The sequence below is a fragment of the Hymenobacter ruricola genome (assembly GCF_015694525.1).
Taxonomy (GTDB): domain Bacteria; phylum Bacteroidota; class Bacteroidia; order Cytophagales; family Hymenobacteraceae; genus Hymenobacter; species Hymenobacter ruricola.
In genome coordinates, this window is sequence record NZ_JADQDM010000002.1 from 189,908 (window position 1) to 215,580 (window position 25,673).

Annotated in this window: 19 protein-coding genes; 12 read left to right on the plus strand and 7 right to left on the minus strand. The window is 64.8% G+C overall.

Annotated features, from left to right (window positions below):
* Positions 1-401: 401 nt before the first annotated feature.
* The 6 genes from I2H31_RS04825 (at position 402) to I2H31_RS04850 (ending at position 8,941) form a co-directional block, all read left to right on the plus strand.
* A complete protein-coding gene (locus I2H31_RS04825) occupies positions 402-1,304 on the plus strand; it encodes an NAD(P)/FAD-dependent oxidoreductase (protein WP_196291876.1) in 903 nt (300 codons plus the stop codon).
* A gap of 133 nt (positions 1,305-1,437) precedes the next feature.
* Positions 1,438-2,337, plus strand: a complete 900-nt coding sequence (locus tag I2H31_RS04830; RefSeq protein WP_196291877.1) for a hypothetical protein — start codon at positions 1,438-1,440, stop codon at positions 2,335-2,337.
* Between the two features lie 51 nt (positions 2,338-2,388).
* Positions 2,389-2,934 (plus strand): prolyl hydroxylase family protein, encoded by a 546-nt coding sequence (locus I2H31_RS04835; RefSeq protein ID WP_196291878.1) that lies wholly within the window; start codon positions 2,389-2,391, stop codon positions 2,932-2,934.
* A 124-nt stretch (positions 2,935-3,058) separates the two neighbouring features.
* Positions 3,059-5,365: a DUF5682 family protein gene (locus I2H31_RS04840; RefSeq protein WP_196291879.1), complete on the plus strand. Its 2,307-nt coding sequence runs from the start codon at positions 3,059-3,061 to the stop codon at positions 5,363-5,365.
* 85 nt (positions 5,366-5,450) lie between these two features.
* Complete coding sequence (locus I2H31_RS04845; RefSeq protein ID WP_196291880.1) at positions 5,451-6,563, plus strand: VWA domain-containing protein; 1,113 nt, start codon at positions 5,451-5,453, stop codon at positions 6,561-6,563.
* A gap of 386 nt (positions 6,564-6,949) precedes the next feature.
* Complete coding sequence (locus I2H31_RS04850) at positions 6,950-8,941, plus strand: AAA domain-containing protein (protein ID WP_230687481.1); 1,992 nt, start codon at positions 6,950-6,952, stop codon at positions 8,939-8,941.
* Between the two features lie 128 nt (positions 8,942-9,069).
* Here I2H31_RS04850 and I2H31_RS04855 read toward each other — a convergent pair whose 3' ends face one another.
* Complete coding sequence (locus I2H31_RS04855; RefSeq protein WP_196291881.1) at positions 9,070-10,212, minus strand: SMP-30/gluconolactonase/LRE family protein; 1,143 nt, start codon at positions 10,210-10,212, stop codon at positions 9,070-9,072.
* A gap of 227 nt (positions 10,213-10,439) precedes the next feature.
* Here I2H31_RS04855 and I2H31_RS04860 point away from each other — a divergent pair, with 227 nt between their 5' ends.
* A complete protein-coding gene (locus I2H31_RS04860; protein WP_196291882.1) occupies positions 10,440-10,955 on the plus strand; it encodes an FKBP-type peptidyl-prolyl cis-trans isomerase in 516 nt (171 codons plus the stop codon).
* A 266-nt stretch (positions 10,956-11,221) separates the two neighbouring features.
* Here the strand turns inward: I2H31_RS04860 and I2H31_RS04865 are convergent, their stop codons facing one another.
* Positions 11,222-11,824 (minus strand): acyl carrier protein phosphodiesterase, encoded by a 603-nt coding sequence (locus tag I2H31_RS04865; RefSeq protein ID WP_196291883.1) that lies wholly within the window; start codon positions 11,822-11,824, stop codon positions 11,222-11,224.
* Positions 11,825-11,940: 116 nt separating this feature from the next.
* Here I2H31_RS04865 and I2H31_RS04870 point away from each other — a divergent pair, with 116 nt between their 5' ends.
* Together I2H31_RS04870 and I2H31_RS04875 are read left to right on the plus strand one after the other, a co-directional pair.
* Entirely contained in the window at positions 11,941-12,450 is a 510-nt protein-coding gene (locus tag I2H31_RS04870; RefSeq protein WP_196291884.1) for a pyridoxamine 5'-phosphate oxidase family protein, read from the plus strand.
* A gap of 100 nt (positions 12,451-12,550) precedes the next feature.
* Positions 12,551-13,261: a spheroidene monooxygenase gene (locus I2H31_RS04875; RefSeq protein ID WP_230687482.1), complete on the plus strand. Its 711-nt coding sequence runs from the start codon at positions 12,551-12,553 to the stop codon at positions 13,259-13,261.
* Between the two features lie 162 nt (positions 13,262-13,423).
* On the opposite strand, the gene I2H31_RS04880 is transcribed toward I2H31_RS04875, so the two are convergent.
* Entirely contained in the window at positions 13,424-15,034 is a 1,611-nt protein-coding gene (locus I2H31_RS04880) for a hypothetical protein (RefSeq protein ID WP_196291885.1), read from the minus strand.
* Between the two features lie 175 nt (positions 15,035-15,209).
* Here I2H31_RS04880 and I2H31_RS04885 point away from each other — a divergent pair, with 175 nt between their 5' ends.
* Positions 15,210-16,814, plus strand: coding sequence for a hypothetical protein (locus I2H31_RS04885; RefSeq protein WP_196291886.1), 1,605 nt, complete (start codon positions 15,210-15,212; stop codon positions 16,812-16,814).
* Between the two features lie 192 nt (positions 16,815-17,006).
* On the plus strand, positions 17,007-18,542 hold the full coding sequence (locus tag I2H31_RS04890; protein WP_196291887.1) for a hypothetical protein: 1,536 nt from the start codon (positions 17,007-17,009) through the stop codon (positions 18,540-18,542).
* A 23-nt stretch (positions 18,543-18,565) separates the two neighbouring features.
* Here the strand turns inward: I2H31_RS04890 and I2H31_RS04895 are convergent, their stop codons facing one another.
* The 3 genes from I2H31_RS04895 to I2H31_RS04905 form a co-directional block, all read right to left on the minus strand.
* On the minus strand, positions 18,566-19,693 hold the full coding sequence (locus I2H31_RS04895) for a DNA topoisomerase IB (protein ID WP_196291888.1): 1,128 nt from the start codon (positions 19,691-19,693) through the stop codon (positions 18,566-18,568).
* 235 nt (positions 19,694-19,928) lie between these two features.
* Positions 19,929-20,663, minus strand: coding sequence for a LytR/AlgR family response regulator transcription factor (locus I2H31_RS04900; RefSeq protein ID WP_196291889.1), 735 nt, complete (start codon positions 20,661-20,663; stop codon positions 19,929-19,931).
* Positions 20,660-21,679, minus strand: coding sequence for a sensor histidine kinase (locus I2H31_RS04905; protein WP_196291890.1), 1,020 nt, complete (start codon positions 21,677-21,679; stop codon positions 20,660-20,662). Before I2H31_RS04905 ends, I2H31_RS04900 begins: the two co-directional genes overlap by 4 nt.
* A gap of 284 nt (positions 21,680-21,963) precedes the next feature.
* On the opposite strand from I2H31_RS04905, the gene I2H31_RS04910 reads away from it, so the two are divergent.
* Positions 21,964-22,782, plus strand: a complete 819-nt coding sequence (locus tag I2H31_RS04910) for a DUF3108 domain-containing protein (RefSeq protein WP_196291891.1) — start codon at positions 21,964-21,966, stop codon at positions 22,780-22,782.
* A 179-nt stretch (positions 22,783-22,961) separates the two neighbouring features.
* Here I2H31_RS04910 and I2H31_RS04915 read toward each other — a convergent pair whose 3' ends face one another.
* On the minus strand, positions 22,962-25,355 hold the full coding sequence (locus tag I2H31_RS04915) for a glucuronyl esterase domain-containing protein (protein ID WP_196291892.1): 2,394 nt from the start codon (positions 25,353-25,355) through the stop codon (positions 22,962-22,964).
* Positions 25,356-25,673: the final 318 nt, after the last annotated feature.

Sequence of the window (25,673 nt, forward strand, 5' to 3'; positions counted from 1 at the left end):
TTAAAACAATCCAAAAACACCCTTGCCGTAGCCCCCGCTTCTGCCCCAAACCGCTCCACTCCTGCCCTGCCCCACTCCAAACCGCTCCCGCCCCCAACTACCATCTCCCCGGCGCCTCCAAACCCGCTTTGCGACCATCCATGGCCATTTTGCGCCGCTCCAATCCCGCTCTGGCCTCCTCCAACGTCGCTTTGCGCTGCGCCAAATCCGGTGCCCGGCGCTCCAATTCGGTTCTGCGATGCTCCAATTTTGTTTTGCGACGGTAGTCAGAACATCCTATTCCCCTGCGCAGTGCCACCAGCTTCGTAGCTGCTGCAGCATTACTATAGCTGTAAGGGAAGCAGCCCGCTCGCGTCACTCCAAACGGCCCGCAGGTCGCGCGGCTGTTTTCTTCCCTCCCCATGCTTGATTTCGACGCCATTATCATTGGCGGCAGCTACGCCGGCCTTTCCGCCGCCATGGCGCTGGGCCGCTCCCGCCGCCGCGTGCTCCTGCTCGACGCCGGCCGGCCCTGCAACCGCCAAACGCCCCACTCCCACAACTTCCTCACCCAGGACGGGGCCACGCCGGCCGCCCTGCGCGCCCAGGCCATCGAGCAAGTTGGCCATTACCCCACCGTCGAGTTGCGGGCTGAGGAGGCCATTGCTGCCACCGCCGTGGCGGACGGTTTCCAAGTCGAAACGGCCGCTGGGTCCTGCTTCACGGCCCCGAAGCTGCTGCTCGCCACGGGCGTCGTCGACCAGATGCCCGCGCTGCCCGGCTTTGCCGAGTGCTGGGGCATCTCGGTGCTGCACTGCCCCTACTGCCACGGCTACGAGGTGCGCGACCAGCGCCTGGGCGTCATCGGCAACGGCGACGTGGGCTTCGAATTTGCCCGCCTGATTCACAATTGGTCGCCCCGGCTCACCCTCTTCACCGATGGCCTCGCCACGCTCAATCCTGACCAGCAGCAGGCGCTGGCCCGCCACGGCATCGCCGTGGTGGAAACGCCACTCGCCGGCATTGCCCATACTCGGGGGCAATTGCAGGCTCTGCAGTTGGCCGGGGGGGCTGCCCATCCGCTCGACGCGGTGTTTGCCCGCGTGCCGTTTGAGCAGGCCGGTACTCTGGCGCGGCAATTGGGCTGCGCCTTCACGGAAATGGGACACGTGCAGGTCGATGATATGCAGCGCACCGGCGTGTCCGGCTTGTTCGCGGCCGGCGACGCCACCACGCCGTTTCGGGCAGTTTCGGCCGCTGTGGCGGCTGGGGGCAAGGCTGGCGCACTCATCAACATGGAGCTAATCGCCGAAAGATTCCGGTAAGGCGCGCTATGGGTTGGGCGGGATTTTATTGATTTGCATCCTTGCCCAACTTCTCCCCGCCACCTAGCCCCCTGACGCGGGTTCCGTATTAGTCGCTGTCAAGGCCATCCACCCCCTTCATCCCACCTTTTACATGCGGGAACTCGGTCCTATCTACCAGCATCAGGCCGCGGGCCTACTCCCAACGGAGCAGCATGAAGCGGCCGGCTTCATCCGCAAGCTCGACAGCTTTGTGCACGCGCCACTCAACCGTGCTGCCGCCAATCGCCTTTTGCCCTTCAGCCAGCAGCCGACGGTGGTGGCGCTGGTGGCCCGCGTGCTGCCGCAGTACCAACCCTGGGCGCGGCCTTACTACGACATCATCGGCTACTGGTACAGCGTGGCGCTGCTGTCGCTGGCCCGCAGCGAAGAGGCGTTGCAGGCCCTCGACCAGCTCACCACCGAGGCGTTGGCGGCAGGCTGGACCGACCTGAATTTGCTGCGCCGCAACTATAGGTTCTTCCCGGAAGCGGCCGAATTGGCGCCGCTGGCTTCGGCAGTCGACCACTACTTTCAGCAGCTACTTCCCCAAACCGATTCGCTCATCTGGGCCCGGCAAATTGGCCTGCAAGTGCCCCCGGCCCCCACCTGGCAGGCTTCGTTCGAGCTCTCGACCGATGGAAAGAAGCGGTTTGCCTTTGAGCTTTCGCCGGCCGAAAAGGCGCAGCGCCTGGAGCTGGCCGTTTCGGTGTACGGCGCGGCCCGGGGCAATGGCCAAAGCTGGGATATCCGTTTCGGGAACGTAGAAAACACGACTGCCGGCAATTTTTTTGGGTCATCCACCACGAGCCTGCGCGTGCAGAACCGCTTGCTGGAGCTACCAGCCGCCCCTTCGCTACTGCATTTTGCCGATACCCTGGCGGCCCTCGAAGCCGCCGTGGGCGCATCCTTCGTGCGCCGGATTTCTTTCAGCTACTTTTCCAACAGCATCAAAAACAGGGGCGCCGTGGCCAGCTGGCTGGCAGCGCTACCACCCGCCAGCTTACCCAGCTAACCCCGCCGCCGCTTCAGGAATTTTCCACTCCAACACTTCCCATCGGTCTTCATGCTCGTGCATCGCCTCACCGACTCAATCCTTGAAATCCCCGATTTCTTGTCGCCCGCCGAATGCGCCGCGCTAATTGCCCGCAGCGAGCAGCTTGGCTACGCCGAGGCGGGCGTGGCGACCAGTGCCGGGTCTGAGCTCATCAAAGGCATTCGCAACAATTTCCGGCTCGAATATGCTGATGCGGCCCTGGCCGATTCGTTCTGGCTCCGCGCCCGGCAGTTTCTGCCCACTGAGCCCGATGGCGCGCCCGCCGTGGGCTTGCACGACCATTTCCGTTTCTACCGCTACGATGTTGGCGAGCGGTTCAACAAGCACAAGGACGGCCGCATTCGCCCCAGTGCCGACATTGCCAGCCGCTGGACGTTTCTGCTGTATCTGAATGATGGTTTTGTGGGTGGCGAAACTGAATTTGAAACCCTGACTGTGGCCCCGCAACGGGGCGCAGCCCTCTGCTTCCGGCACGAGCTGCGCCATAAGGGCTGCGCCGTGACCGAGGGCCGCAAATACGTGCTACGCACCGACGTGCTTTATCGGGGCAGCTAACGGTCAGGGTCCATCTCGCATCAGTCATTTCTCAAAATCACGCCACCGCCTATATAATTCGGCGTTTTCCGGCAGTTCCATCCGCTTGCCACTGCGCCTCGTTCACCTGCCTTCCCGCCCACCTATGCCCACCGACCTCCGCCTGTTCGGCATTCGCCACCACGGCCCCGGCAGCGCCGCCAGCCTCGTGGCCGCCCTCGAAGCTTTCCGGCCCGACATCGTGCTGCTGGAGTGCCCCGCCGATGCCGAAGCTGCCCTGGCCACTGCCACCAACCCCGAGTTGGTGCCGCCCGTGGCGCTGCTGGCGTATAATCCCAAACAGCAGGGCCAGGCGTCGTTTTTGCCGTTTGCCGAGTTCTCGCCGGAGTGGCAGGCGGTGCACTGGTGCGCCCGCAACGCGGCACACGTGCGCTGCATGGATTTGCCGATGGCGCTGCGATTTGGCATGCGGAATGCTGCAGCACAACAATCTCCGACTAACGATACCAACCCCCAAGTGGAGCCGGTTTCGCCCCCACCAGAAACGCCCACCTCTCCGCTTATTTTGGAAGCAGGACCAAGTGCAGTTGCGGAGTGTGAACAGAATAAGCCGGAACCCGACACCGACCCCGTGGCCTACATTGCCCGTCTGGCCGGCTACTCTGACTCTGAACAGTGGTGGGAAACCCACCTCGAACATGCGCCCGGCAACGCCGACACCTTCGCCGTGGTGCTGGACCTGATGACGGCCCTGCGCGAAGAACTGGCCCGCCCCGAAACCGAGGAAACCCTGCTCCGCGAGGCCTTTATGCGCGAAACCTTGCGCGCCACCCTGGCCCAGGGTTATGCCCGCGTGGCGGTGGTGTGCGGGGCCTGGCACGCCCCCGTGCTGCGCGCCGAGCTGCTGAAAAAAGAAGACAAGGCCCGGCTCAAAGGACTGAAAAAAGTACCCACCGAAACCACCTGGATTCCCTGGACCTACGAGCGGCTGTCCTTCAGCTCGGGCTACGGGGCGGGCGTGCTTTCGCCGGCCTGGTACGAGCTGCTGTTTGCCCAGCCCCGCGCGGAAGTCCTGACCCACTGGATGGTGCGCGCCACCCGCCTGCTGCGCGGGCAAGACGTGGAAACCTCCTCGGCCCACGCCATTGAGGGCGTGCGGCTGGCGGCGGCGCTGGCCGCCGTGCGCGGGCTGGCGCTGCCGGGCATCGACGAGCTGCAGGAAGCCGCCGTGGCCATCCTGGGCGGCGGCTACGCCGAGCCGCTGGCCCTGGTGCACAAGGAACTGGTGATTGGCGTGAAGCTGGGCGAAGTGCCGCCCGGCCTGCCCGCCACGCCCTTGCAGCAGGACCTGGCCCAGCAGCAAAAAACCCTGCGCCTCAAGCCCGAAGCCCTGCCCAAAGACCTGGACCTCGACCTGCGCCAGCCCGCCCAGCTCGACCGCAGCCACCTGCTGCACCGCCTGCGCTTGCTGGCCATCAACTGGGGCGAGCCGCAGGAAGCGGCCGGCAAAAGCGGCACCTTCCACGAGCTGTGGACGCTGGAATGGGAGCCCGAAATGGCCCTCTCCGTCATCGAAGCCGGCCGCTGGGGCAACACCGTGCTGGCCGCCGCCGCCGCCCGCGCCACCGCCCGTGCCGCCGAGGCCACCAGCCTCGAAGCCGTGAGCAAGCTGCTGGAAGATGCCCTGCGCGCCGACCTGGGCGCGGCCATTCCGGCGCTGGTGGGCCGGCTCGAAACCATCGGGGTCGACACCCGCGACGTGACCCATTTGCTAGCCGCCCTGCCCCCGCTGACCCAGGTGCTGCGCTACGGCAACGTGCGCCGCACCGACACCGCCCAAGTGGCCCAGGTGGTGCAGCAGCTGGTGCCGCGCCTGTGCATTGGCCTACCCGCTGCCTGCGCCGGGCTTGATTACGAGGCCGCCAAAGCTCTTTTGGAACGCATCGAAGCCACCCACCAGGCCATCCGCCTGCTCCAAAACGACGCGCACGAGGCCGACTGGTACGCTGCCCTGGCCGCCGTGCAGCGCAACGCCGCCAGCAACGGCCTGCTGGCCGGCGCCGCAACCCGCCTGCTCTTCGACGCCCAGCAAGCTGATGCCGACGCCACGGCCACCTTCCTGGGTCTGGCCCTGGCCCCTGCCCAGCCCACCGACTACGCCACCGCCTGGATTGAGGGTTTCCTGCGCGGCAGCGGCCTGCTGCTCATTTACCATCGCCAGCTTTTCGACCTGCTCGACCAGTGGTTGAGCGACCTCAACGAGGACACTTTCCGCGCAATTGTGCCCCTGCTGCGCCGCGCCTTCACCAACTTTTCGCTGCCCGAGCGGCGGAAGATTCTGGAAATTGCCAGTGCCGATGCAGTCGCTCCGGCGTCGGCGGCGGAAGTTGATGTTGACTGGGAGCGCGGGGCGCGGGTGCTGCCGGGGCTGCGGGAGCTGCTGGGGGTGTGAGCTTAGTTAATTTATTTAAGAACAATAGATGGCCGTCATGCCGAGCGCAGCGAAGCATGACGGCCTGTAAACACTCCTCACTTCCATGTCATCCACCACTCCAACCCGCTGGAAACTCGTCCTCGGCTCCGCTGCCGATGCGGAAAACGCCGTGACCATGCCGCCCGACTACGGCCGCATGGACGACGTGCTCACCGCTCTTTACGACAGCGACAAGGACAACCGCAAGGTGGGCATGGGCGCCTCGGCGCCGCGCGTGAGCCGCTGGCTGGGCGACATTCGGGCGTATTTTCCCACCGAAGTGGTGGCCGTGATGCAGCAGGACGCCATGACCCGCCTGGGTCTCAACCAGCTGCTGCTGGAACCCGAAATCCTGCGCACCGTGCAGGCCGATGTGCATTTGGTGGCCACGCTCATGTCCTTGAGCCGGGTGATGCCGCAGAAGGCCAAAGCCACCGCCCGCGAAGTCATCACCAACGTGGTGCGCGAGCTGGAAAAGAAGCTCAGCAACCCGCTGCGCCAGGCCGTGCAGGGCGCCCTGAGCCGGGCCGTGCGCAACCCACGCCCGCGCTACCACGAAATCGATTGGGGCGCCACCATCAAGGCCAACCTGAAACACTACCAGGCGGCGCACAAAACCGTGATTCCGGAGCGGCTGGTGGGTTTCGGGCGGCGCGGGCAGGCCCTGAAGGAAATCGTGCTCTGCGTGGACCAAAGCGGCTCGATGGCCACGTCGGTGGTGTACGCGGGCATATTCGGGGCAGTGCTGGCGTCGCTGAAAGCGGTAAAAACCCACATGGTGGTGTACGACACGGCCGTGGTAGACCTCACCCAAAACCTCCACGACCCGGTGGACATCCTGTTCGGCGTGCAGCTGGGCGGTGGCAACGACACGCCTCGGGCGTTGCGTTACTGCGAGCAGCTCATCACCCGCCCCACAGACACCATTCTCATTCTAATCAGCGACTTGTACGAAGGCGCTGGCGAGGCCGAGATGATAAAGCGCGCCGCCGCCCTCAAAGCCGCCGGCGTGACGGTGGTGGTGCTGCTGGCCCTGAGCGACGACGGCGCCCCCAGCTTCGACCGCGGCGCGGCCGAGAAAATGGGGGCCCTGGGCATCCCCAGTTTCGCCTGCACACCGGCCAAGTTTCCGGAGCTGATGGCCAAAGCCATTCAGGGGCAGAAGCTGGAAGTGTAAGGAATAAAACGACCCGCAGAGGTGGCCACGGGCCCATTGGTTGGCGTTGCCGCCCCGCCCACGGCCCTTCTCAGCCCGGAAATCCTGCTTGTCGGCTCGGCAGCCAAGCATGTCAACTCCGCCACTATTGCTGACGCCCCAGCCCGGATGCTTGACACCCCGGCAGCATGACATGACGTCATGGCAAACATTCTCGCCACCTCAGCAGCATGACATGACGTCGCAGCAGCTGCGCTTGACGCCTCCGCTGCCATCGTCGCGGGCGCGGCCGGCATCGTTGCCACGAAAACCGAAACACTGCCGCGGCTTACATAAATGTGCGCGACCTTCGCCACTCATTTCCCGTTTTCGTTGTTACCCTTTCAACGAACCCAACCCGCTTTCTTTTGTCCGACCTCACCTTCACCCCTTCCGACCCTTACGCCCTCGAAAAGGAGCTGCGCCACGTGCAGGCCCTCATGCAGCTCGAGCAGAAGGAAGACCTGGAGCAGTTCAAGCTCAAAAACGCCAAGGCCAGCATTGCCGAGCGCCAACAGCGCGGCCTCACCTGGTACCCCGTCACCATCACCAAGGAAGACATCGGCTTCGGCGGCAAAATCGTGCTCGAATTGGAGCGGCCAGCCGGGCAGCAGGGCCTGCACCTGTTCCAGGTGGGCAAAAATGCTTCGCTGTTTGGCAACGTCTCCGGCCGCGCGGCCACCGACCGGCCCACCCTCTCAGGAGTCATCACCAGCGTGCGGCGCAACAAGCTGCTGCTGGCCACCACCAAGGAAGACCTGCCCGATTGGGTGCTGGAAGGCGGCAAGCTGGGCATCGACCTCACCTTTGACGAGGTGAGCTACCGCGAGATGGACTACGCGCTGGGCAAGGTGATGGGCGCCTACGGCGACCGCCTGGCCGAGCTGCGCGACGTGCTGCTGGGCGCCAAGGAAGCCCGTTTCCGCGACGAAAAAGTCGAGGACTTGTACTACCCCAGCCCGCTGAACGAGTCGCAGCTGGCCGCCGTGCGCCACGTGATGGCCGCCCAGGACGTGGCCATCATCCACGGCCCGCCCGGCACCGGCAAAACCACCACCCTGGTGCAGGCCATTCTCGAAACCATCCGGCGCGAGCGGCGGGTGCTGGTGTGCGCCCCGAGCAACACGGCTGTGGACTTGCTGACCGAAAAGCTGGCCGAGCGCGGCGTCAACGTCATCCGCATGGGCAACCCCAGCCGCGTGTCGGACCTGCTGCTCGAGCACACGCTCGACGCCCAGGTGTTTGCCCACAAAAGCTACAACGAACTGCGCTCGATGCGCCAGACGGCCGAGCAATACCGCGAAATGGCGGGCAAATACGTGCGCAACTTCGGCTACGAAGAGCAGCAGCAGCGGCGCCAGCTGAAGGAGGACGCGCGCCTGCTGTTTCAGCAGGCCGACGACCTGGAGCGCTACATCACCGAGGATTTGCTGGAGCAGGTGCAGGTGATAACGTGCACGCTGGTGGGCGCCAGCAACCGCAACATCCGGCACCTGACCTACGAAACGGTGTTCATCGACGAAGCCGCCCAGGCCCTGGAGCCGGGCTGCTGGATTCCCATTGCCAAGGCCAAGCGCGTGGTGCTGGCCGGCGACCACCACCAGCTGCCGCCCACGGTGAAGAGCGAAAAAGCCGCCCGCGACGGTCTGCGCGAAACCCTGTTCGAAAAGTGCATCAAGCGCCAGCCGGCCACGGCCCGCATGCTCACGGTGCAGTACCGCATGCACGAGCAGATTATGGAATTCAACTCGGAGCAGTTTTACGACGGCCAGCTGGTGGCCCACGACACCGTGCGCCACGCCGGCCTCGACGCCTACGACCTGAGCTTTGCCCCCGACCTGCCGGTGGAGTTCCTCGACACGGCCGGCTTCGGCTTCCAGGAAATCACCATCCCGGAAAGCCGCTCCACCGCCAACCCCGAAGAAGCCGACCTGCTGCTCAAGCGCCTCGCCCAGCTGCTGGAACCCTACGACCCCGCCGAACACGAAGAAGACCTGCTCACCATCGGCGTAATTGCCCCCTACCGCGCCCAAATCAACTATTTGAAGGACGCCATCGAGGGCAACGACGAGCTGGCCGGTCTCATGGAGCACCGCATGCTGAGCGTGGGCACCGTGGATTCGTTTCAGGGCCAGGAGCGCGACATCATTGCCATCACCCTCACCCGCAGCAACTCGCACGGCGAAATTGGCTTCCTGAGCGACATTCGGCGCATGAACGTGGGCATGACCCGCGCCCGCAAGAAGCTGCTGCTCGTGGGCGACTCGTCCACGCTCAGCGCGCACCCGTTTTTCAAGGCCATGCTGGAGTACATCGAGCGCATCGGCGGCTACCGCTCGGCCTGGGAGCTGCAGGACTGAGGCTTTTACGCCCCACCAGTTCCGAAGTTCCTGCCCGGCGCAACAGTAAAGACGGCAATCTAAACAGCCTGCCGTCTTTCTGTTTATTCACAACGCACTCGATTGTCAGGGGTGCATTTCGCCTGGCATTACGGCAGGTCAATCACCGACATGGTGTGCGGCGCGTCCGACTTCGCGTTCACAAATTTTTTCTCTGGCTTGTCGAAGTCCGAAACGTACAGCCGCTTGCCTTTCAGCAGCACTTCGGCGGGCTGGTCGAGGAGGCCGCCGGCGCCGTCGGTGTCGCCGTTTTGGGCCAGCGTGGTGACGGTGTTGCCGTTGCGTAGGTCTACCACTTCAATGGCGTTTTCGCGCGAGTTGCAGAGGTACATTTTATCCGTGGTGCGGTCGATGATGAGGCCGTCCACGCACGGAATCTGCTTGCCTTCCAGCGTCAGCGTTTCCTGCCGGGCGAGCGTGCCATCGGGCTTTAGCGAGACTTTGTACAGCTTGCCATCGCCGAAGGAGCCGGTGTAAAAGTTACCCTTGCTGTCGTAGTCCAGGCCGTCGGCCCCGTTGTCGACGCCGGTTTCGTTCACCGTCGTGCTGAAGGTGGCCAACACGTGCGGGTCCAGGGTTTTGGGCTGGAGGTGCACCGTGCCCTTGTTCAACTCATCAAGGGTGAAATGCATAATGGCGCTGCCTTTGTCATTATTAGGCAGGTCCCACTGGCTGTCGGTCACGTAAATGGTGTTGCCCTTCCACACCACGGCGTTGGCCAGGGCGAAGTGGTCGACCACGGTGGTGATGGCGCCGGGCTTGCCGTTTTTCATTTCCACCCGCATCAGGCGCGATTTGAAATCCTTGCTGTTTTCGTACTGGTTTTCGGCGTAGTACAGGTTGCCGTCGGGCCCGAAGGCCAGGTCCATGGGCGCGGCTTTTTTGGTGGTCGGTTCCACGGGCAGATTGGTGGCGAAGGGCCGGATTTCATTGCCCACAATCTCCATCAGCGAGGCGGGCTGGCTGTTGTCGGCCAGATTGGGCACCGAGAGAATCAGGTTGCCGTTGGGGGCCAGGGCGAGGCCGTCGGGGGTGTTGTGGGCCTCGTCGAGCGTGAAGAGCAGCTTGGGGCTGCCGCTGGTAGGCACAGGCGGGGCCGAGACAGCAGAGCTGTCCGAGCCGGACGTCACGACGGCTTCTTTGTTCACGGCTTCGCGTTCGGTTTTGGGTTCGTTGGACTGGCAGCCGGCCAGCAGGGCGCCGCTCAGCAGCACCGGAATCAGTTTGCGCATAAACTCAGGAAAGAATAAGGGGAAGGATGTGGGTAAAAGCCAGCCAGAAGCCGCCACCTTCTGCCGGCTTAACGCAGCCAAAAGGACGAGGTTACGGCCGGTGCCGGGCGGCCTCCCGCAAAAAGCGGCGCCGGGGTTGGCTTCACCGCCCGGTTTTGCGTACTTATCTTGCCCGTAAATTTTTCTTACCACCCACTCCCCGGCCGGCTTGCCCGGCCCGTATGCTTATGGCCGCAATCAGCGACAAAAAAGTTGTCACCATCACCTACGACCTCAGCGTGACCGACGAAAACCAGGAAAAAGTATTGGTGGAATCGGCCGAAGCCGACGCGCCGATGGTGTTCCTGTTCGGCCACAGCGGCCTGCCCGAAGAATTCGAGGCCCAGCTCGACGGCAAAAACCCCGGCGACGAGTTTCAGTTCAGCCTCACCCCCGACCAGGCCTACGGCGACTACGACGAGCAGGCGCTGGTCGAAATCCCCAAAGAAGTCTTCCTCATCGACGGCAAGCTGGACGAGGAAATGCTGCAGCCCGGCAACTTCCTGCCCATGGCCGACAACGAAGGTAACCACATGCAAGCCAAGGTGGTAAGCATCGGCGACACGGCGGTGCAAATGGACTTCAACCACCCCCTGGCCGGCATGGTGATGCACTTCCACGGCAAAATTCAGGACGTGCGCGACGCCACCGCCGAGGAGCTGGCCCACGGCCACGTGCACGGCGAAGGCGGCCACCACCACTAGGCCGGAGCTGCGTAGGTACGGCCGTTTCTGCCCAAGAAGCCGCCGGAGTTAGGCAAAAACGGCCGTTTCTGTGCAAAAGGAAGCCGGAAAAGCGCGAAAACGGCCGCACCTGCGCTGGCAGGAGTCGGAGTTGGGCAAAAACGGCCGTTTCTGTGCAAAAGGAAGTCGGAGTTGGGCAGAAACGGCCGTTTCTGCCCAACTCCGACTTCCTTTTGCATTAGGTGGCTGCCGGGCTGGCTTCTGGGTGCCCGTTTCCGTGCCTTGCCTCACGCGCTGTCCAAAAACGTGACCACCATGCTTTGCAATTGCGGAAAAAACTCCTGAAAATCCGCTCCATAAGCCGCGTAGTTCGCTTCCAGCTCCGCTACCGCCGTTTCCATGCCCGAGCCAGCTGTGGCCCGGCGGCTCAGGCCACTCAAGGCGCGCCGGATGCCTTCCGTCTGCGCGTAGCCTAGCAGCCAGTTGTGCTGCGTGAGGTGCGGCAGGAATTGCTGCACCCGCGCCGGCATTTCGGCCTGCCGCGCGGTGAGCAAAGCGAATACGCGCCGGGTAAAATCGGGCAGGCTTTCGGCGGAAAAATCCGCGAAGTTGCGGGCCAGAAAATGGTCCAGAAACATGTCGGAAATCACGCCGGCGTACTTGCCGTAGCCGGCTTCGCGCAGGCGCTGGGTGCTGCGGCGCACCATGGGGTGCTGGTCGGTGTAGGTGTCGATGGCCCGGTGCAGGCGGATGCCGGTTTGCACGCCGGGCGGGTAGGTTTCGAGCTGCTTGCCGGGCACCGAGTCGGCAATGAACTGTCCCACGAGGACATCGGCGTAAGCGGGTGCCGCGGGCGAGCCGGACAGAAAAAGATGGGCCAGAAAATTCACAATAGCTGAAACCGCGGAGCAGGCCGAAAGTCTACGCGGCCGGAAACAAGAACGGGCCCGGGCCGTAAACCCAACCATCCGTTTCTGATTCATCTTTCCCCAAACACCCTATTCCCATGGCCGACCAAGTTGCCGTAAGCCACGACGTAACCAAGCTCGTCGAAAAAATCAAGGACATCAAAATTGCCATGATGACCACCATCGAGCGGGGCACCGAGCTGCACTCGCGGCCCATGTACACCTCCGAGCCGGAAGCCGACGGCACGCTGTGGTTCTTCACCGAGCAGGATTCGCAGAAAGTGGGCGAGCTGCAGCAGGACCGCCACGTGAACCTGGGCTATTCTGACCCCGGCGCCAACACCTACGTGGCCATCAACGGCACCGCGCAAGTGGTGACGGACCGCGCCAAAATCAAAGAACTGTGGAGCGAAGGCCTGCGCGGCTGGTTCCCCAAAGGTTCCGACGACCCCAACATCGCCCTGCTGCGCGTGACCATTGACAAGGGCGAATTCTGGGATTCGCCCAACTCCACCCTGCTGCGTGCCTACACTTACGTGAAAGCCGTCATCACCGGCGAGCGCGACCAGCCCAGCGCCGACCGTCAATCGGTCGTCATTCCGGAGTAACATTCCGGACTAACCGTTTAAAAGGCCGGAAGCAATTCCGGCCTTTTTTTGTTGTTTGCCCTCTGGACCTGCGGTTTTAGCCGCGGCCTTTTTGCCCCTGATGCCGCACACCACCCTCACCGTCTTCACCCTCCGGCCCGGCCAGCGGCGCTGGGGCCTGGCCCAGATGGGCACCTCGCCCGCGCGCCTGGCCCAGGTGCCGGGGCTCACGTTTTTCAAGCTCATGGGCAGCGGCGCCCGCAACGGCTTCGGCTTCTGGCCCAACCTGGACCGCTACGGGCTCATGGCCGTGTGGGCCGATGCCGCCGCCGCCGACACGTTTTTTAACCAGCACCCGCTGTGGGCCAATTATCAGCAGCGCAGCGCCGAGCTGTGGACCGTGGCCCTGGCCCCGCTCAAAGCCCACGGCCTCTGGGACGGCCAGACGCCGTTTGATTACTCTCCCGGCCCGCCCCCTGCTTCCGAGGGCGCGCCCCTGGCCGTGCTCACCCGCGCCAGCATTCGCCTGCGCAAGACGCCGCGCTTCTGGCAATATGTGGAGCCCACCAGCGCGGCCCTGGCCGAGGCCGCGGGCGTGCGGGCCGCCATCGGGCTGGGCGAACTGCCGGTGGTGCGGCAGGCCACGTTCAGCGTCTGGGAATCAGCCCGAGCTATGCAGGAATACGCGTACCGCGACGTCCGGCACCGCGAAGTTATCAAGCTCACGCGCGCCGAAAACTGGTACGGCGAGGAGCTGTTTGCCCGGTTTCGGGTGCTGAGCAGCACCGGCACGCTGGACGGCGCCGACCCGCTGGCCGGGCTGCTGTTTTAATTATGCTGAACGGGGATAGAGACGCAATATTTTGCATCTCGTCGTCCGCACCGTTTGGTGCTTGTCGGATTCCGTTCGCACCGTGCAAGCGCCAGTTATTCAACGACGAGACGCAATATTTTGCGTCTCTACCTCACTCCCAAAGCATTCAATTTGGTGCCGTCAATCACGCAGATTGTAGCGTTGCAGCCAGCCTTTACCATTGGTAGTTAAGCTTGGTTGTGGGTCGGGCTCCACCTTTAGGCCCGGCGCTTGCGGAGCGGTGCCGTTGGGGGTTATAAACCACGTGATGTCTTTAAGTGACGCGTTTGCCGCGTTCGTTACGGCCATTTCATCGCGGCCCTCGCCGGGATAAATACTCACGGCAATGCCCACGGCGGCGCTGGGGTCCACGGCAAATACGTCGTTGCCGGCCAGGCCGTACAGGTTTAGTTGCTTGGTTTCTGCTTGCGCATACACCCGCTCCGAAATCAGGCTGTCGGCTTTCGCCGGCCGGATGGCCAGTTGGCGCACCCGCAGGCGGCCCGGCCCCGCGCCCGACAGCTCAAATCGCTCAGCGCGGTCGGAGCCCACCACCCAGGCCTCGGCGGCCAGCAGCTGGAAATACTGGCGGGCCACCGCCGGCAGCTGCGCCCGCCGGGCCCGCAGCATCGGGCCCAGATGCGCCGCGATGTCGGCCCGCGTTTCGGGCGGGCCGGCTTTCAGGGCGTTGGCAATGGCCGCGTCGCTGAGGCGGCGCTGCAGCGTGTCGGCTTCCTGCCGGAAATCTTCGGCGGTGAGGGAGCTGAGCAACGTGCGGTCCTGGGCGCGGGCGGTGCGGGTGAGGCCCTCCACGCTGCCGGGTTTGATGGTGGCGTGAAAGGTCTGGAACTTGGGCAGGAACCACGACAGGAGGCGCGTAATCAGCCCGTCATCGAACCGGAAAAAGGCCTGGTCCCGGTCGCGCGGAATGGGCCGGAACACCACGCCCCCGCGCTCCACGAAGCTGGCCCAGCGCCACTGGTCTTCGCGCCGGCTCCAGTCGCCGAGCCACATATCGAGCAGGCGGGCGCGCAGGTAGGCGCGGGCATCGGGCCGGTGGCTGGGCCGCTCCCGCAATGACGTGAGCATGCGGCGCGAGTTGAAAATGGCCCGCGAGCCGCCGAAGCTGGCTTGGTGCTCCTGGTTGCCCTCGGCCCGCTCTTCCAGCAGGTACAGGGCATTGGCGTAGCCGGGCTGGAACTTGCCCAGCGCCGGGTCGTTGGCGATGTACACCAGGTGCGGGTTGGCGTGGTACACCCCGGCGGCCTCGGCCAACTCGGCGGCCACGTAGGCGCCGTAGGGGTGCGACACGCTGGTCTGGTCGCGCATGAGGGGGCTGAGCAGGGTACGAATCCAGCCGGCGGGCAGGGCGCGGCTCATGTCCTTGTCCACGGAGCGCAGCACGAACTGGTGGCCCTTGGCCGTGCGCAGGCGCAGGGTGCGGCTCTGGTAGCTGCCGCCGGCGCGCAGGGGCGTGAGGCTGTCCAACTCGGCCTGGGCCAGCCGGATGACGGGCACCGTGACCGGCGTGGCCCACAGCTGGCGGTAGTGCGCCCCCCAGAAAAACCGCCACACCGGCCCGCGCGCGTACTGCGGCCCGGCCGCCAGCCGCACCGATGCCGAATCGGGCGACCACTGGGCAATGGCGCTGCCGGGCGGGGCCGTGTGCGAGCAGCCGCCCAGCCACAGGCCCACCACGGCCGCCACGGTGGCCAGCGTGCCCCAAACCCGTATCGAACCCGCGCGAGACAATGGAAACAGACGTGGCAAGGTGGTCGGGGCCGGAGGCCACTGGGCGGGCCGAAGGCGAAGGATGAGTTGCGTATACTCCAAACCACGGGCCTACGGTTATGGCCCGGCTTGCGCGGAGCCGACTTTTGCGGCGCACCTGCGTTAAAGGTTCATCCTTCCCGTCCTTTTTCACTGGATGCCGCCTTTGTATCTACGCCGCCCCGCCCTCTGCCTGCTGGTCCTCACCGGGCTTTTCGTGAGTGGCTGCGCCCGGCGCAATTTTTACCCGCCCGATGCCCGCGTGGGCCCCGGCAGCACGGCCCCACTGCCCGCGGGCGTCGACTCGGTCCGGGCCGCCGCCGGCCGCCATTACGCGCAGCACTGGCGGCCGTACTACTGGTTTTGGGGGCGGCACTACCGCGATGTGTGGGCGGCCCCGGTCACGGCGCCCGTGCTGCGCCTGGCCACGGCCGTGCCCGGCGGCCTGCGCCCCAGCAAGATGGGCGGCGGCTACCAAAGCATCAGCATGACCCTGGAGGGGCCCCAAAAGCGCGAGTTTGCCCTGCGCGCCCTCGACAAGGAGCCCAGCAAAACCCTGCCCAAAGTGCTGCGCAACACGTTTCTGCTGAACGCGGTGCGCGACGCCACCTCGGCGGCCATCCCCTACGGCGCCTTCACCGTGCCCCCGCTGGCCGCGGCGGCCGGCGTGCCCCACACCCGCCCGCGCCTGGTGTACGTGCGCCCCGACGAAACCAGCCTGGGCGAAGGCTCGGCCCGCTTTCAGGGCAAGCTGGCTTTGCTGGAGGAGAAGTACGACGCCCTGGCCTCGCGCACGCCGGACCTGGCCGGGGCCACCGATTTTGTGGGCGGCGAATCCATGCTCGAAAAGGTGTACACCCACCCTTCCCATAGCATCGACCAGCCCGCTTTTTTGCGTGCTCGCCTGCTGGATGTGTGGCTCGGCGACTGGGACCGGCACGAGGGCCAGTGGGAATGGGCCGAGTACCGCGAGCGCGGCGGCCGCGTGCGCTACGTGCCCATTCCCAAGGACCGCGACCAGGTGTATTTCCGGTTCGATGACGGCCTGATGCCCTGGCTGGCGGCGCGGCGGTTCATCGCCCCGCAGTTTCACACCTTCAAAAAAACCTACGGCTACGTGCCCGGCCTCGTGAAGCAGGCCCGCTTCATCGACGAGCGCGGCCTCTCGGCCATGACGCGCGCCGATTTCCAGCGCACCGCCGCCGACTTGCAGCGCCGCCTGCCCGATACGCTCATCCTGCGCGCCCTGCACCGGCTGCCGCCCGCCGTGTTTGCCCTCGAAGGCCCGCGGCTGGCCGGCTACCTCATGGCCCGCCGCAACGCCCTGCCGGCCGCCGCCGAGGCGTTTTACTCGACCCTGGTGAGCGCCCCCACCCTGGGCGGCACCGCACAGGCCGAGCGGTTTGTGGTGAACCGCTACCCAGATTCCACCACCGTGCGCGTGTTTTCGCCCTCCCTGGCCCGCCACAACGCCGGCGATTCCCTGCGTTTCCGGCGCACCTACTTCGCCAACGAGACACACCTGCTGAGTCTTGATGCTCTGGGCGGCGACGACGTGTTTGAGGTGACCACGCTGGGCACCGCGCGCCCCATGCCCCTGCGCCTCTACGGCGGCCAGGGCCACGACCAGCTTCGGCTGAGCGGCAGCGCCCGCCGCCTGCAGCTCTACGACGAAGCCTCCGACATGACGGCCGCCGGGACCAACCGGCCCAGCCTGCCCCGCAAGAAATACCGCGCCTACGAGCGCCTGAACGACGATTAAGCCATAAGAACAATTGTAGAGACGCAATACTTTGCGTCTCGTCGTTGAACGACCGGAGCCGCGTAGAACCGCGCAGCAATAACAACACCAGCAAACGACGAGACGCAAACCATGGCGTCTCTACCCCACCCAACCAGCCTTTTCCGGGCCTCTCCCGTTGAAGGCTCGACTGTATTGCTGAATTTGCCTTTGATGCCGCCTCGTTTATTCGCCACCCTGCTGGCGCTCGGCGCGCTGAGCGCCCTGCTCGGCGGCTGCGCCCGCAAAAACTTCTTCCAACCCGATGCCCGGCCCGATGCGGTGCGCGCCCAGCCGCTGCCCGCCGCCACCGACAGCGTGCGCGGCGCCACGGCCGGCCGGCAATACGCGCGCCACGGCCGCTTGTACGGCGCGCTGGTGGGCCAGCACCACCGGCGCAGCTGGGCCGCGCCGGTTACGGTGCCGGTGCTGCGCCTGAGCAACGTGTACCCCGAGGGCCTGACTCCGGGCAAAGTGGGCGGTGGCTTCAACAGCACCAGCCTGAACTTAAAGACGGTGGACGGCAAAGGCTACGTGCTACGCACCGTTGATAAAGACCCCATCCGGGCCACGCCGGTGGCACTGCGCAAAACCTTTCTGGTGAACGTGCTGCGCGACAATGTATCGTCAACCAACCCCTACGCCGCCCTCACGGTGCCGCCGCTGGCCGAGGCGGCGGGCGTGCCCCACACCTCCCCGCGCCTGTTCTACGTGCGCCCCGAGGACCCGCTGTTTCAGGGCGACTCGCTGCGGTTGTTTCGCGGGCAGCTGGCGTACTTGGAAGAAAAAACTTCGGTGCCAGTTGCCTCCCAGGGCGAGATACTGAGCAGCACGCAGGCGTTCGGGGAAGTGTTTAAGAAGCCTACGCACCGCCTCGACCAGGCCGCGCTGCTGCGGGCCCGACTGCTCGACGCCTGGCTGGGCGACTGGGACCGGCACGCCGGTCAATGGAACTGGCTGGCCACCGCCGCAAATGGCCAGACCCGCATTGCGCCGCTGCCCAAGGACCGCGACATGGTGTATTACCGCCTCGACGACGGTGCGCTGGGCTGGCTCATCGGCCACCTCTTCCTGCGGCACTGGGCCACCTTCAAAGCTCATTTTGCCAACGAGGAAGCGCTGCTTTCCAACGGCAAATACCTTGATGACCGGGGCCTGAACGAGTTGACGCGCGCCCAGTTCCAGGCCACAGCCCAGGCCCTGCAGCAGCGCCTGCCCGATACCCTCGTGGCCCGGGCCCTGCGCCGCCTCCCACCCGCGGCCTATGCGCTGGAAGGCCCACGCACCACGGCCGCCCTCCAAACCCGGCGCGCCGAGCTGCCCGCCCTGGCCGAGCGCTGGTACCGGCGCTTGGCCCGGCGCCCCGTCATTGGCGGCACCGCCAAAGCCGAACGGTTTGAGATTCACCGCTACGCCGACTCCACGGTAGTGGTGGTGTCTTCGGTGGCGCAGTTGGCAGGCTCGGTCCCGTTCTACCACCGCGCCTTTCTGCCGGCCGAAACGCACCAGATTCAATTGGAAGGCCTCGGCGGAGATGACGTTTTCACGGTGGAAAACCACGGCGTTAATGCCACTGCGCAGCCTAGGGTCCGCATCTACGGCGGCGAGGGCACCGATGAGCTGCGGGCGGGCGGCAGTAATAAAGGGATGCGCTTCAATCAGGGCAGCGTGCCCGCCAAGCACGCTTACGACAAGCTGCCGGAAGAATAGTAGAGACGCAATATATTGCGTCTCTACGCCTGCTCCAGCATTTTCAGCACCAGCCGCTCAATGGGCGACAGCAGGTCGCCGGGCTGGGCTTCGGCGTCGTGCTTGCGCAGGTATTCGATGAGCTCGCCGGTTTTAAACAGCTCCACCACTTGCGGGTGAATGTAGTATTTTGAACATACGGTGGGCGTGTTGCCCAAACCGGTGGCTACCACTTTCACAGCTTTCTTCACCACTTTTTCGGGCGCCAGGTCGGGCTCTTCTTTCAGCACGTTTTCGAGGCATTCCACCATTTTCACGGTGCCGCCCCAGGTGCGGAAGTCCTTGGCCGAAAGGGCCAGGCCGGTGTGGCGGTGCAGGTACTCGTTCACGTCGCCCGATTCGAGGGCGTGGCGCTGGCCGTCGGCGGAGTAGTACTGGAACAGGTGCTGCCCGGGAATCTCCTTGCACTTGCGCACCAGCCGGGCCAGGCGGGCGTCGTGCAGGGTCACGTCGTGCGGCACGCCCTTTTTGCCCACAAACACGAAGTTGACGTCGGCCCCTTCGATGGCGACGTGCTGGTCCTTGAGGGTGGTGAGGCCGTAGCTGGGCTTGGTTTTGCCATTCTTCTTGGCGTATTCCTTGTTGCCGACGCGGATGAACGACTGGTCCATGAGCGTGAGCACGAGGGCCACCACTTTTTCGCGGTCGAGGGCCGGGCGTTTCAGGTCCTTGTTGAACTGTTCGCGCAGGGGGGCCAGTTTTTCGCCGAAGGTGCGCAGGCGTGAAAACTTGGTGAGGCTGCGCATTTCGTCCCAGGCCGGGTGATAGCGGTACTGCTTGCGGCCGAGGCTGTCGTGGCCCGTCACCTGCAAATGCGTGTTGGGCGAGGGCGAAATCCACACGTCGGTCCAGGCCGGCGGAATCACGAAGCCGTTGATGCGGTCCAGGATTTTCGGGTCAGTGATTTTCTCGCCCTTGGCGTCGTGGTACACGAAATTGCCCGCGCGGGTGGGCTTGCGGCTGATGCCCTTGCCCTGGTCGGTGGCGTAGCGCAGGCCGGCCATTTCGGCCTGGCGGGCGGGGTCTTTGTACACGATGTGCGCCTCTTCTTGCGGGAGCAGGGTTTTCTTGCGGGTTTTGGGGCGGGGAGCAGCTGCGGGGGCAGTAGGCATGGGTGGGGTTGAAAAGACTGGTAGCACTGGTACGCAGGCGGCGCGCAGGGAGTTGGTGCCTGCGCGGGGCGGCGGTGGGCCATACGATTCAGAAACGTCATGCTGAGCGAAGTCGAAGCATCCCCACCGCGCAACGCAATCTAGTTGACGGGATTACTGCTGCGGTAAAGATGCTTCGCTTCGCTCTGCATGACGTTCAGCCTGGAATTCTTTTCAACCATCTGTTCACCACGCGCTAGATGCGGTGGCGCTCCACGGCCTCGCGGAAAGCTTTGGCGTAGGTGGCGCTTACCGGGAGGTACCGCTCGCCAATCTGCACCTTGTCTTTGTGCACCACGTCGATGGCATCCAGGGCCACGATGCAGGAGTGATGGATACGCACGAACCGGTCGGCGGGCAGCTGCTGGGTGAGGGCCTTGAGCTGCTGCAGGCTCACAATCTTGCGCTGCCGGGTATGAATGGTCACGTAGTCACGCAGGCCTTCCACGTACAGCACATCGGCCCACCACACCTTCAGCAGCTGGGCGCCGTCCTTCACAAACAGGTAGGCCGGGCCAGCGGGTTGGGCGGGCGGGGCGGGCTGGGCAGGCACGCCGACCGACACCGCCGGCTCCCAGCGGGCATACACTTTATGCACGGCCCGCAAAAACCGGTCGGGGGTGATGGGCTTGAGCAGGTAGTCCACCACATCCAGCTCGTAGCTTTCCAGGGCATACTCGGAGTAGGCCGTGGTGAGCACCACCAGGGGCTTGCGGGGCAGCAGCCGCAGCAGCGCCAGGCCGGTCATCTCCGGCATCTGCACGTCGAGAAACATGACGTCGACCGGCTGTTGGTGCAGCGCCGCCAAGGCCGCCGTGGGGGTGGCGCAGGTTCCCACCAGGCGCAGGTAGGGCACTTGCTGCACGTAATCGGTGAGGAGCTGGCGGGCCAGGGGCTCGTCTTCCACCAGCAGGCAGGAAAGCTGGTTCATAGGGTCAGGCGCAGGTGAATGCGGTACTCATCGGGCAGGTCTTCCACCCGCAGCTCGTGGCGGCCGGGGTAGCTCAGGGCCAGCCGCCGGCGCACGTTGGGCAGGCCCGTGCCGGCCGGGCCGGGGGCCGGGGCCGCCGCGGGCAGCTTGCTGTTGGCCACCGTAAAGCAGCACTCGGCGGTGGTCAGGTCGAAGTGGATGCGCACCCAGGCCCCAGCGCAGGTGGTGCTCACGCCGTGCTTGAAAGCGTTTTCCAGGAAAGCCATAAAGATAAGCGGGGCCACCAGCCGGCCCGTGGGCTCGCCGGCCACGGTGAAGGTAATGGGAACGGGGTTGTTCAGGCGCAGCTTTTCCAGCTCGATGTAGCTGGTCAGGTAGTCAATCTCGCGGCTCAGGGCCACGGCCGGTCGGTTGGCCTCCTCCAGCATGTAGCGCATCATCTGGGCCAGCGTGGCCACCACTTCCGGGGTGTGGGACGAGCGGGTGTAGGCCAGGTAATACAGGTTGTTGAGGGTGTTGAACAGGAAATGCGGGTTGAGCTGGGCCTTCAGGTAGCGCAGCTCCGTGGCCAGGTTATCGTTTTCCAGCGCCCGGGTCCGGGCCTCAAGCGCAAACCAGTGCGTGGCAAAGTAGAGCATGGCGATGAACACCCCCATAAAGAGCACGCCCACCGCCACCGACCACGTATGCGCCGCGGAGTGCACGTAGCGCCAGCTACCGCCCAGGGCCAGCAGGTGGCGGTCGGCCACCACGCGCAGGGCCACCGTGGCCGCGTAGGGCACGGCCAGCAGCGCCAGGTACTCGCCCACGCGGCGGTTGCGGAGCACGCGGGGCAGCAGGTACAGGTAGTTGAAGTAGGCCAGCGCGGCATTGAGGGCCATGGCCGCCAGCAGCCCCACCACCACTTGCCGCCGCGGGAATTCCTGCCCGAACTGGTAGGTGTAGAAGGAAAAGTAGACGCTCCAGAACGAGACGTGGAGCGCCACGACGCGGGAGCGCGAAGAAACTGAAATCATGCGCAAGCAGCCAGCCACGGCCGGCCAGTGAGCAAAAGGCCAGGGTGGGCCGGTAAACATACCGCTCCGAAAGTAGCAGCGGCACTAGGGCCGGCATTTTTTCGACCAGCTACCGCGCTTTTTCGACAGCTGGGGAAAATGGCCGTTGGCGGGCGTTTATCCGCAATCGTCGGTGCCGGGCCCGGGATGGTCGAAATAATCCCGGCGCGAGTCGAATGACGCCCCCGGGCGCGGCTGTCCTGCCAGTGCTTTGCGCCATTCACTCACTTACCCTGCTTTTAGTCATGCTCCTTCACCTCTCCGGCGGGCGGCTGCTTCTTGCGGCGCTGGCTACTGCCCTGCTGGCCCGGCCCGCGGCCGCCCAGACCGCCGACACCATTCGCCTGACCGACCACCGCCTCCAAACGGCCCGGCTCCGGACCGGCACCCGCCAGTACCTGGTGTATTACCAGAGCCCGGCCAAGCCCAAAAGTCTGGGCTTCTGGCTGTGGCGGCGCGAGGTGCAGGCCACCACGCACCAGGGCGAGGCCGCCTTCCGCATTACCCAGCACTGGTACGGCTCCGATACCACCAGCTACCGCGAAGTTTCTTCGCTCCTGCGCGCCGCCGATTTTGCCCCGCTCTACCACGCCGAAACGGTGAAGGGCCAGCGCAAGGCCTACAACTGGAGCGCCACCAGCATCGCGGGGGCCGACAGCGTGGCCGGCAACCAGGCCACGGCTTTTAAGCTGGCTTTCCGGCAGCCCTGCTTCAACTGGAACCTCGACATCGAAACCTTCGAGCTGCTGCCGCTGGCGGCGGGCAAGCGCTTCGTCATCCCCTTCTACGATGCCGGCCAGGGGCTGCCCACCTACGTGGCCTACACCGTGACCGGCCGCGAAGTGCTGGCGGTGCCCGGCGGCCGGCCGGTGGCCTGCTGGAAGCTCGTCACCGAAGGCCACACTCCTACCAACGTGCCCTACACGCAAACCTTCTGGCTCAGCCAGAAAAACCACGAGTTCCTGAAGGAAGAAGACCAAATGCCGGGCTTCTACCGCTACAAAATCAAAACCAGCGCCGTGCCCGGCGAATTTGCAAGGGCCAAAGCGCACGCCGGGAAATAAGGAGATTCAAGGGGGCTATTGAAAGAGGCTATTCACGGCCTCCCGTCATGCAGAGCGGAGCGAAGCATCTTTACCGTGATAGTAATCATTCACTCTCGCAGTAAAGATGCTTCGCTGCGCGCTGCATGAAGGTCTTTTTGTTGTGTTCTGGAATTGACTTTCTTGTATCCCAGCCAGCGTTACTGAATGCTTACCCGCTGGGTCCGGGTTTCGTCGCCGCTGAAGCGCAGCAGGTATACGCCCGGCTTCAGCCGTTCGGTCGGAATGGTCAGCATGGCTTGCTTGCCTACTTCCACCTGCGAAAGCTTCCGGCCCACCAGGTCCAGCACGTCGATGCTGTTTACGTGGGAAAGGTTGGCGCCCAGATTGACGGTAATTTTCTCTTTGGCCGGATTGGGGTACACCTCGATGCCGCTGTTGGCCAACGGGCCGGCCGTGGCCGAAATCGCGCTGCAGTTGGAAGCCGTGGCGCCTTTGCCCTGGATGGACTTCGTGGCCACGGCCACTACCATTTTGTCCAGCTGCGTGCCGCCGCCGGTGTTGTAGGCGATGGTGAACGTGTGCGGACCCACCGTGAGAGGCGCTTCGGTCAGTTTCAGCCAGCGCCAGCCGCTGGCGCCCACTTCCTTGATGCTCACGTCGTCGATGTAATACGTGTTGGCCACCTGGCCCATGTCGAACAGCACGGTGGTGGACGCCACGCCCGCCGTGATGGTCCAGCTCACCTGCTGCCAGGCGGTGCCGATGGTCTGGTCGGCCTGGTACTGCGGGCTGCTGGGCCCGGTCGACATCCGGATGGAGCCGCCGCCCGCCGCCGCCCGCACCCAGTAGGAAATGACGTACTGACTGCCGATGGTGGTCGGGAAGGCGGTGCTGCTTACCTGCACCCGCCACTGGTTGCCGGGCTGAGCCGTGGGGTTGATAACCTTCATCGAGCCCGTGCCGCTGTGCGCTTCCGACGCCACGGTGTTGGCCGAAATGGTGGCGCCGGTGGCATTTAGCGTGCTCCAGCCCGTCAGGCCGTTTTCAAAGCCGGGGTTGGTGGCCAGCTGGCTGCCCACGGCCCGGAACGCGCCGTTGTCAAGCTTTATCCAGTAGCCGTACTCCTCCCCGGCCGGCACGTTGAGGCGGGCCAGAAAATTGTAGGTCGCGGCGCTGTCGGCCACGAAGGGCATCACCAGGGCGTCAGCGGCGTTGGTGGGCGCGGCGGTGGGGCTGCTCAGGCCGGGCTGCACCTTCACGTAGGCGCCGTTTGCGGCCGAGGTATCGGCCACGGTTTGCCAGTTCGAGCCCACGCCGCTGCATTCGGCTTCCAGCCAGTAGCGCTTGCCCAGCGGCTCGGCGGGCAGCACGGGCGTGCTGGTGCCCCACCAGCGGGTCCAGCGCTGGTAGTCCAGCCCCGGGTACGGGTGCACGGCAATGTTGGTGTTGACGGCCGTGTTGCCGACCAGGAACTTATCCACGAAGGCTTCCATGGCGGGCTGCTGGGTGGCGGGCACGGCGCAGTGGTTGTGCCCGCCGTCGATGTAGAAGCCGAACCGGTCGCCGATGCCGAAGGTGTTCCAGACCACGCTCGCGGCGCGGGCCGACACGTAGGCCGCCGGGTTGGCCAGCCACTCAAAATCGGTGTTGCCGGTCACCAGCAGGGCGCGGGGCGCAATCATGGCCATCAGTTCGTGGTGGTCTTCGGGCAGCTTGCTCACGTTGCTGCCCTGAAACTGCTGCATGTCGTCCTTAAACCAGCGGTAGTCCGTGGCGCCCAGCTTTTCCACCGCGCCCAGGGTTTCCGACACGCGCCAGGCCGGGGCCCCGCCCCCGCCCGATTCCTGCGCAATGGTCAGGGCGATGCGCTCATCAAAGGCCCCGGAAAACAGCGCCATCTTGCCCGCGTAGGAGCAGCCCGTCACGCCGATGCGCTGCAGGTTGATGGGCAGGCTGGCCTGCACCAGCTCCAGCCCGTCGATAATCCGGCTCACGCCCCAGGCCCAGGCGCTGTACTGGCCCGAGTTGGCCAGCGTCTGGCCGGGGTAGAGCCGGTAGAAGGGGTCCGTCAGTTGGGGATTGTTGTAGGTCGTTACCTGGTTGTGGTTGAAGGTGATGGTGGCAATGTTGCGGCTGCTAAACACCGCGGCCGGCACGCTGCCCGAGGGGCTGTTCATGCCGATGACGGCCGGAAACGGCCCCGCGCCCGTGGGCAGGGTCACTTGCGAGGTCAGCGTCAGGGTTTGCCCGTTCACCGTCACGTTCACCGTGAGTACGCCGGCCGCGTAGCTGGCCGTGATGTTCTGCGGCCGGGGCGGCTTGGTGCCGATTTCGTAGTTCTCAATCTCGGCCTTGATTTCGTTGCGCCGGCACTCCCAGTCGCTGAAACTGGTGGAGCGCCCCGTGCCGCTCGACCACATGAACGGGTCCGTGAGCGGCTCGACGCTGGGCAGTTGGCTGAAGCTGGGCAGCACCGGCGCCGCGCAGCTGCCGCCCGTGTTTTCGGCGGAGTACACCAGCGGCACCTGGGCCATCGCGCCGAAGCTGAGGCAACCCAGCAGCAGGCCAATAAAGGTAGGTTTTGTTTTCATCTTTTTAATGAGTGGTTTAAAAGGAATGGTTGGACAGAACGGGTAAAAAGTGACGGGTTTGGGGTAGGCAGGGGGCGCCGGTTCGGCGCGTGGGCTCATAGGCAGAAGATGGTTTAGGAGTGAAGGAAAAGCGCCAGGGCCCCAGCCGCCAGCACCGGAAATCCGATGAATGCGGCTCCGCAAACGTTCCCAGCGAAAATGCAATTGAGTAAAATCTCATGCCGCCCGCTGTTCACGGCTTGACCAGGCCCTGGCAAGCCCAAAAAGGCCTTTCTTTCGGAAGGTAGACGGCCCCGCAAACGCTGTCAATCCTTTTTT

Excerpts from the sequence above, each read along its gene's own strand:
- I2H31_RS04900 (WP_196291889.1), bottom strand. The coding sequence starts at position 20,663 with ATGAACCAGCTTTCCTGCCTGCTGGTGGAAGACGAGCCCCTGGCCCGC.
- I2H31_RS04870 (WP_196291884.1), top strand. The coding sequence starts at position 11,941 with ATGGCCGACCAAGTTGCCGTAAGCCACGACGTAACCAAGCTCGTCGAA.
- I2H31_RS04855 (WP_196291881.1), bottom strand. The coding sequence starts at position 10,212 with ATGCGCAAACTGATTCCGGTGCTGCTGAGCGGCGCCCTGCTGGCCGGC.
- I2H31_RS04890 (WP_196291887.1), top strand. The coding sequence starts at position 17,007 with ATGCCGCCTCGTTTATTCGCCACCCTGCTGGCGCTCGGCGCGCTGAGC.
- I2H31_RS04835 (WP_196291878.1), top strand. The coding sequence starts at position 2,389 with ATGCTCGTGCATCGCCTCACCGACTCAATCCTTGAAATCCCCGATTTC.
- I2H31_RS04845 (WP_196291880.1), top strand. The coding sequence starts at position 5,451 with ATGTCATCCACCACTCCAACCCGCTGGAAACTCGTCCTCGGCTCCGCT.
- I2H31_RS04910 (WP_196291891.1), top strand. The coding sequence starts at position 21,964 with ATGCTCCTTCACCTCTCCGGCGGGCGGCTGCTTCTTGCGGCGCTGGCT.
- I2H31_RS04830 (WP_196291877.1), top strand. The coding sequence starts at position 1,438 with ATGCGGGAACTCGGTCCTATCTACCAGCATCAGGCCGCGGGCCTACTC.
- I2H31_RS04895 (WP_196291888.1), bottom strand. The coding sequence starts at position 19,693 with ATGCCTACTGCCCCCGCAGCTGCTCCCCGCCCCAAAACCCGCAAGAAA.
- I2H31_RS04825 (WP_196291876.1), top strand. The coding sequence starts at position 402 with ATGCTTGATTTCGACGCCATTATCATTGGCGGCAGCTACGCCGGCCTT.
- I2H31_RS04860 (WP_196291882.1), top strand. The coding sequence starts at position 10,440 with ATGGCCGCAATCAGCGACAAAAAAGTTGTCACCATCACCTACGACCTC.
- I2H31_RS04840 (WP_196291879.1), top strand. The coding sequence starts at position 3,059 with ATGCCCACCGACCTCCGCCTGTTCGGCATTCGCCACCACGGCCCCGGC.
- I2H31_RS04905 (WP_196291890.1), bottom strand. The coding sequence starts at position 21,679 with ATGATTTCAGTTTCTTCGCGCTCCCGCGTCGTGGCGCTCCACGTCTCG.
- I2H31_RS04885 (WP_196291886.1), top strand. The coding sequence starts at position 15,210 with ATGCCGCCTTTGTATCTACGCCGCCCCGCCCTCTGCCTGCTGGTCCTC.
- I2H31_RS04875 (WP_230687482.1), top strand. The coding sequence starts at position 12,551 with ATGCCGCACACCACCCTCACCGTCTTCACCCTCCGGCCCGGCCAGCGG.
- I2H31_RS04915 (WP_196291892.1), bottom strand. The coding sequence starts at position 25,355 with ATGAAAACAAAACCTACCTTTATTGGCCTGCTGCTGGGTTGCCTCAGC.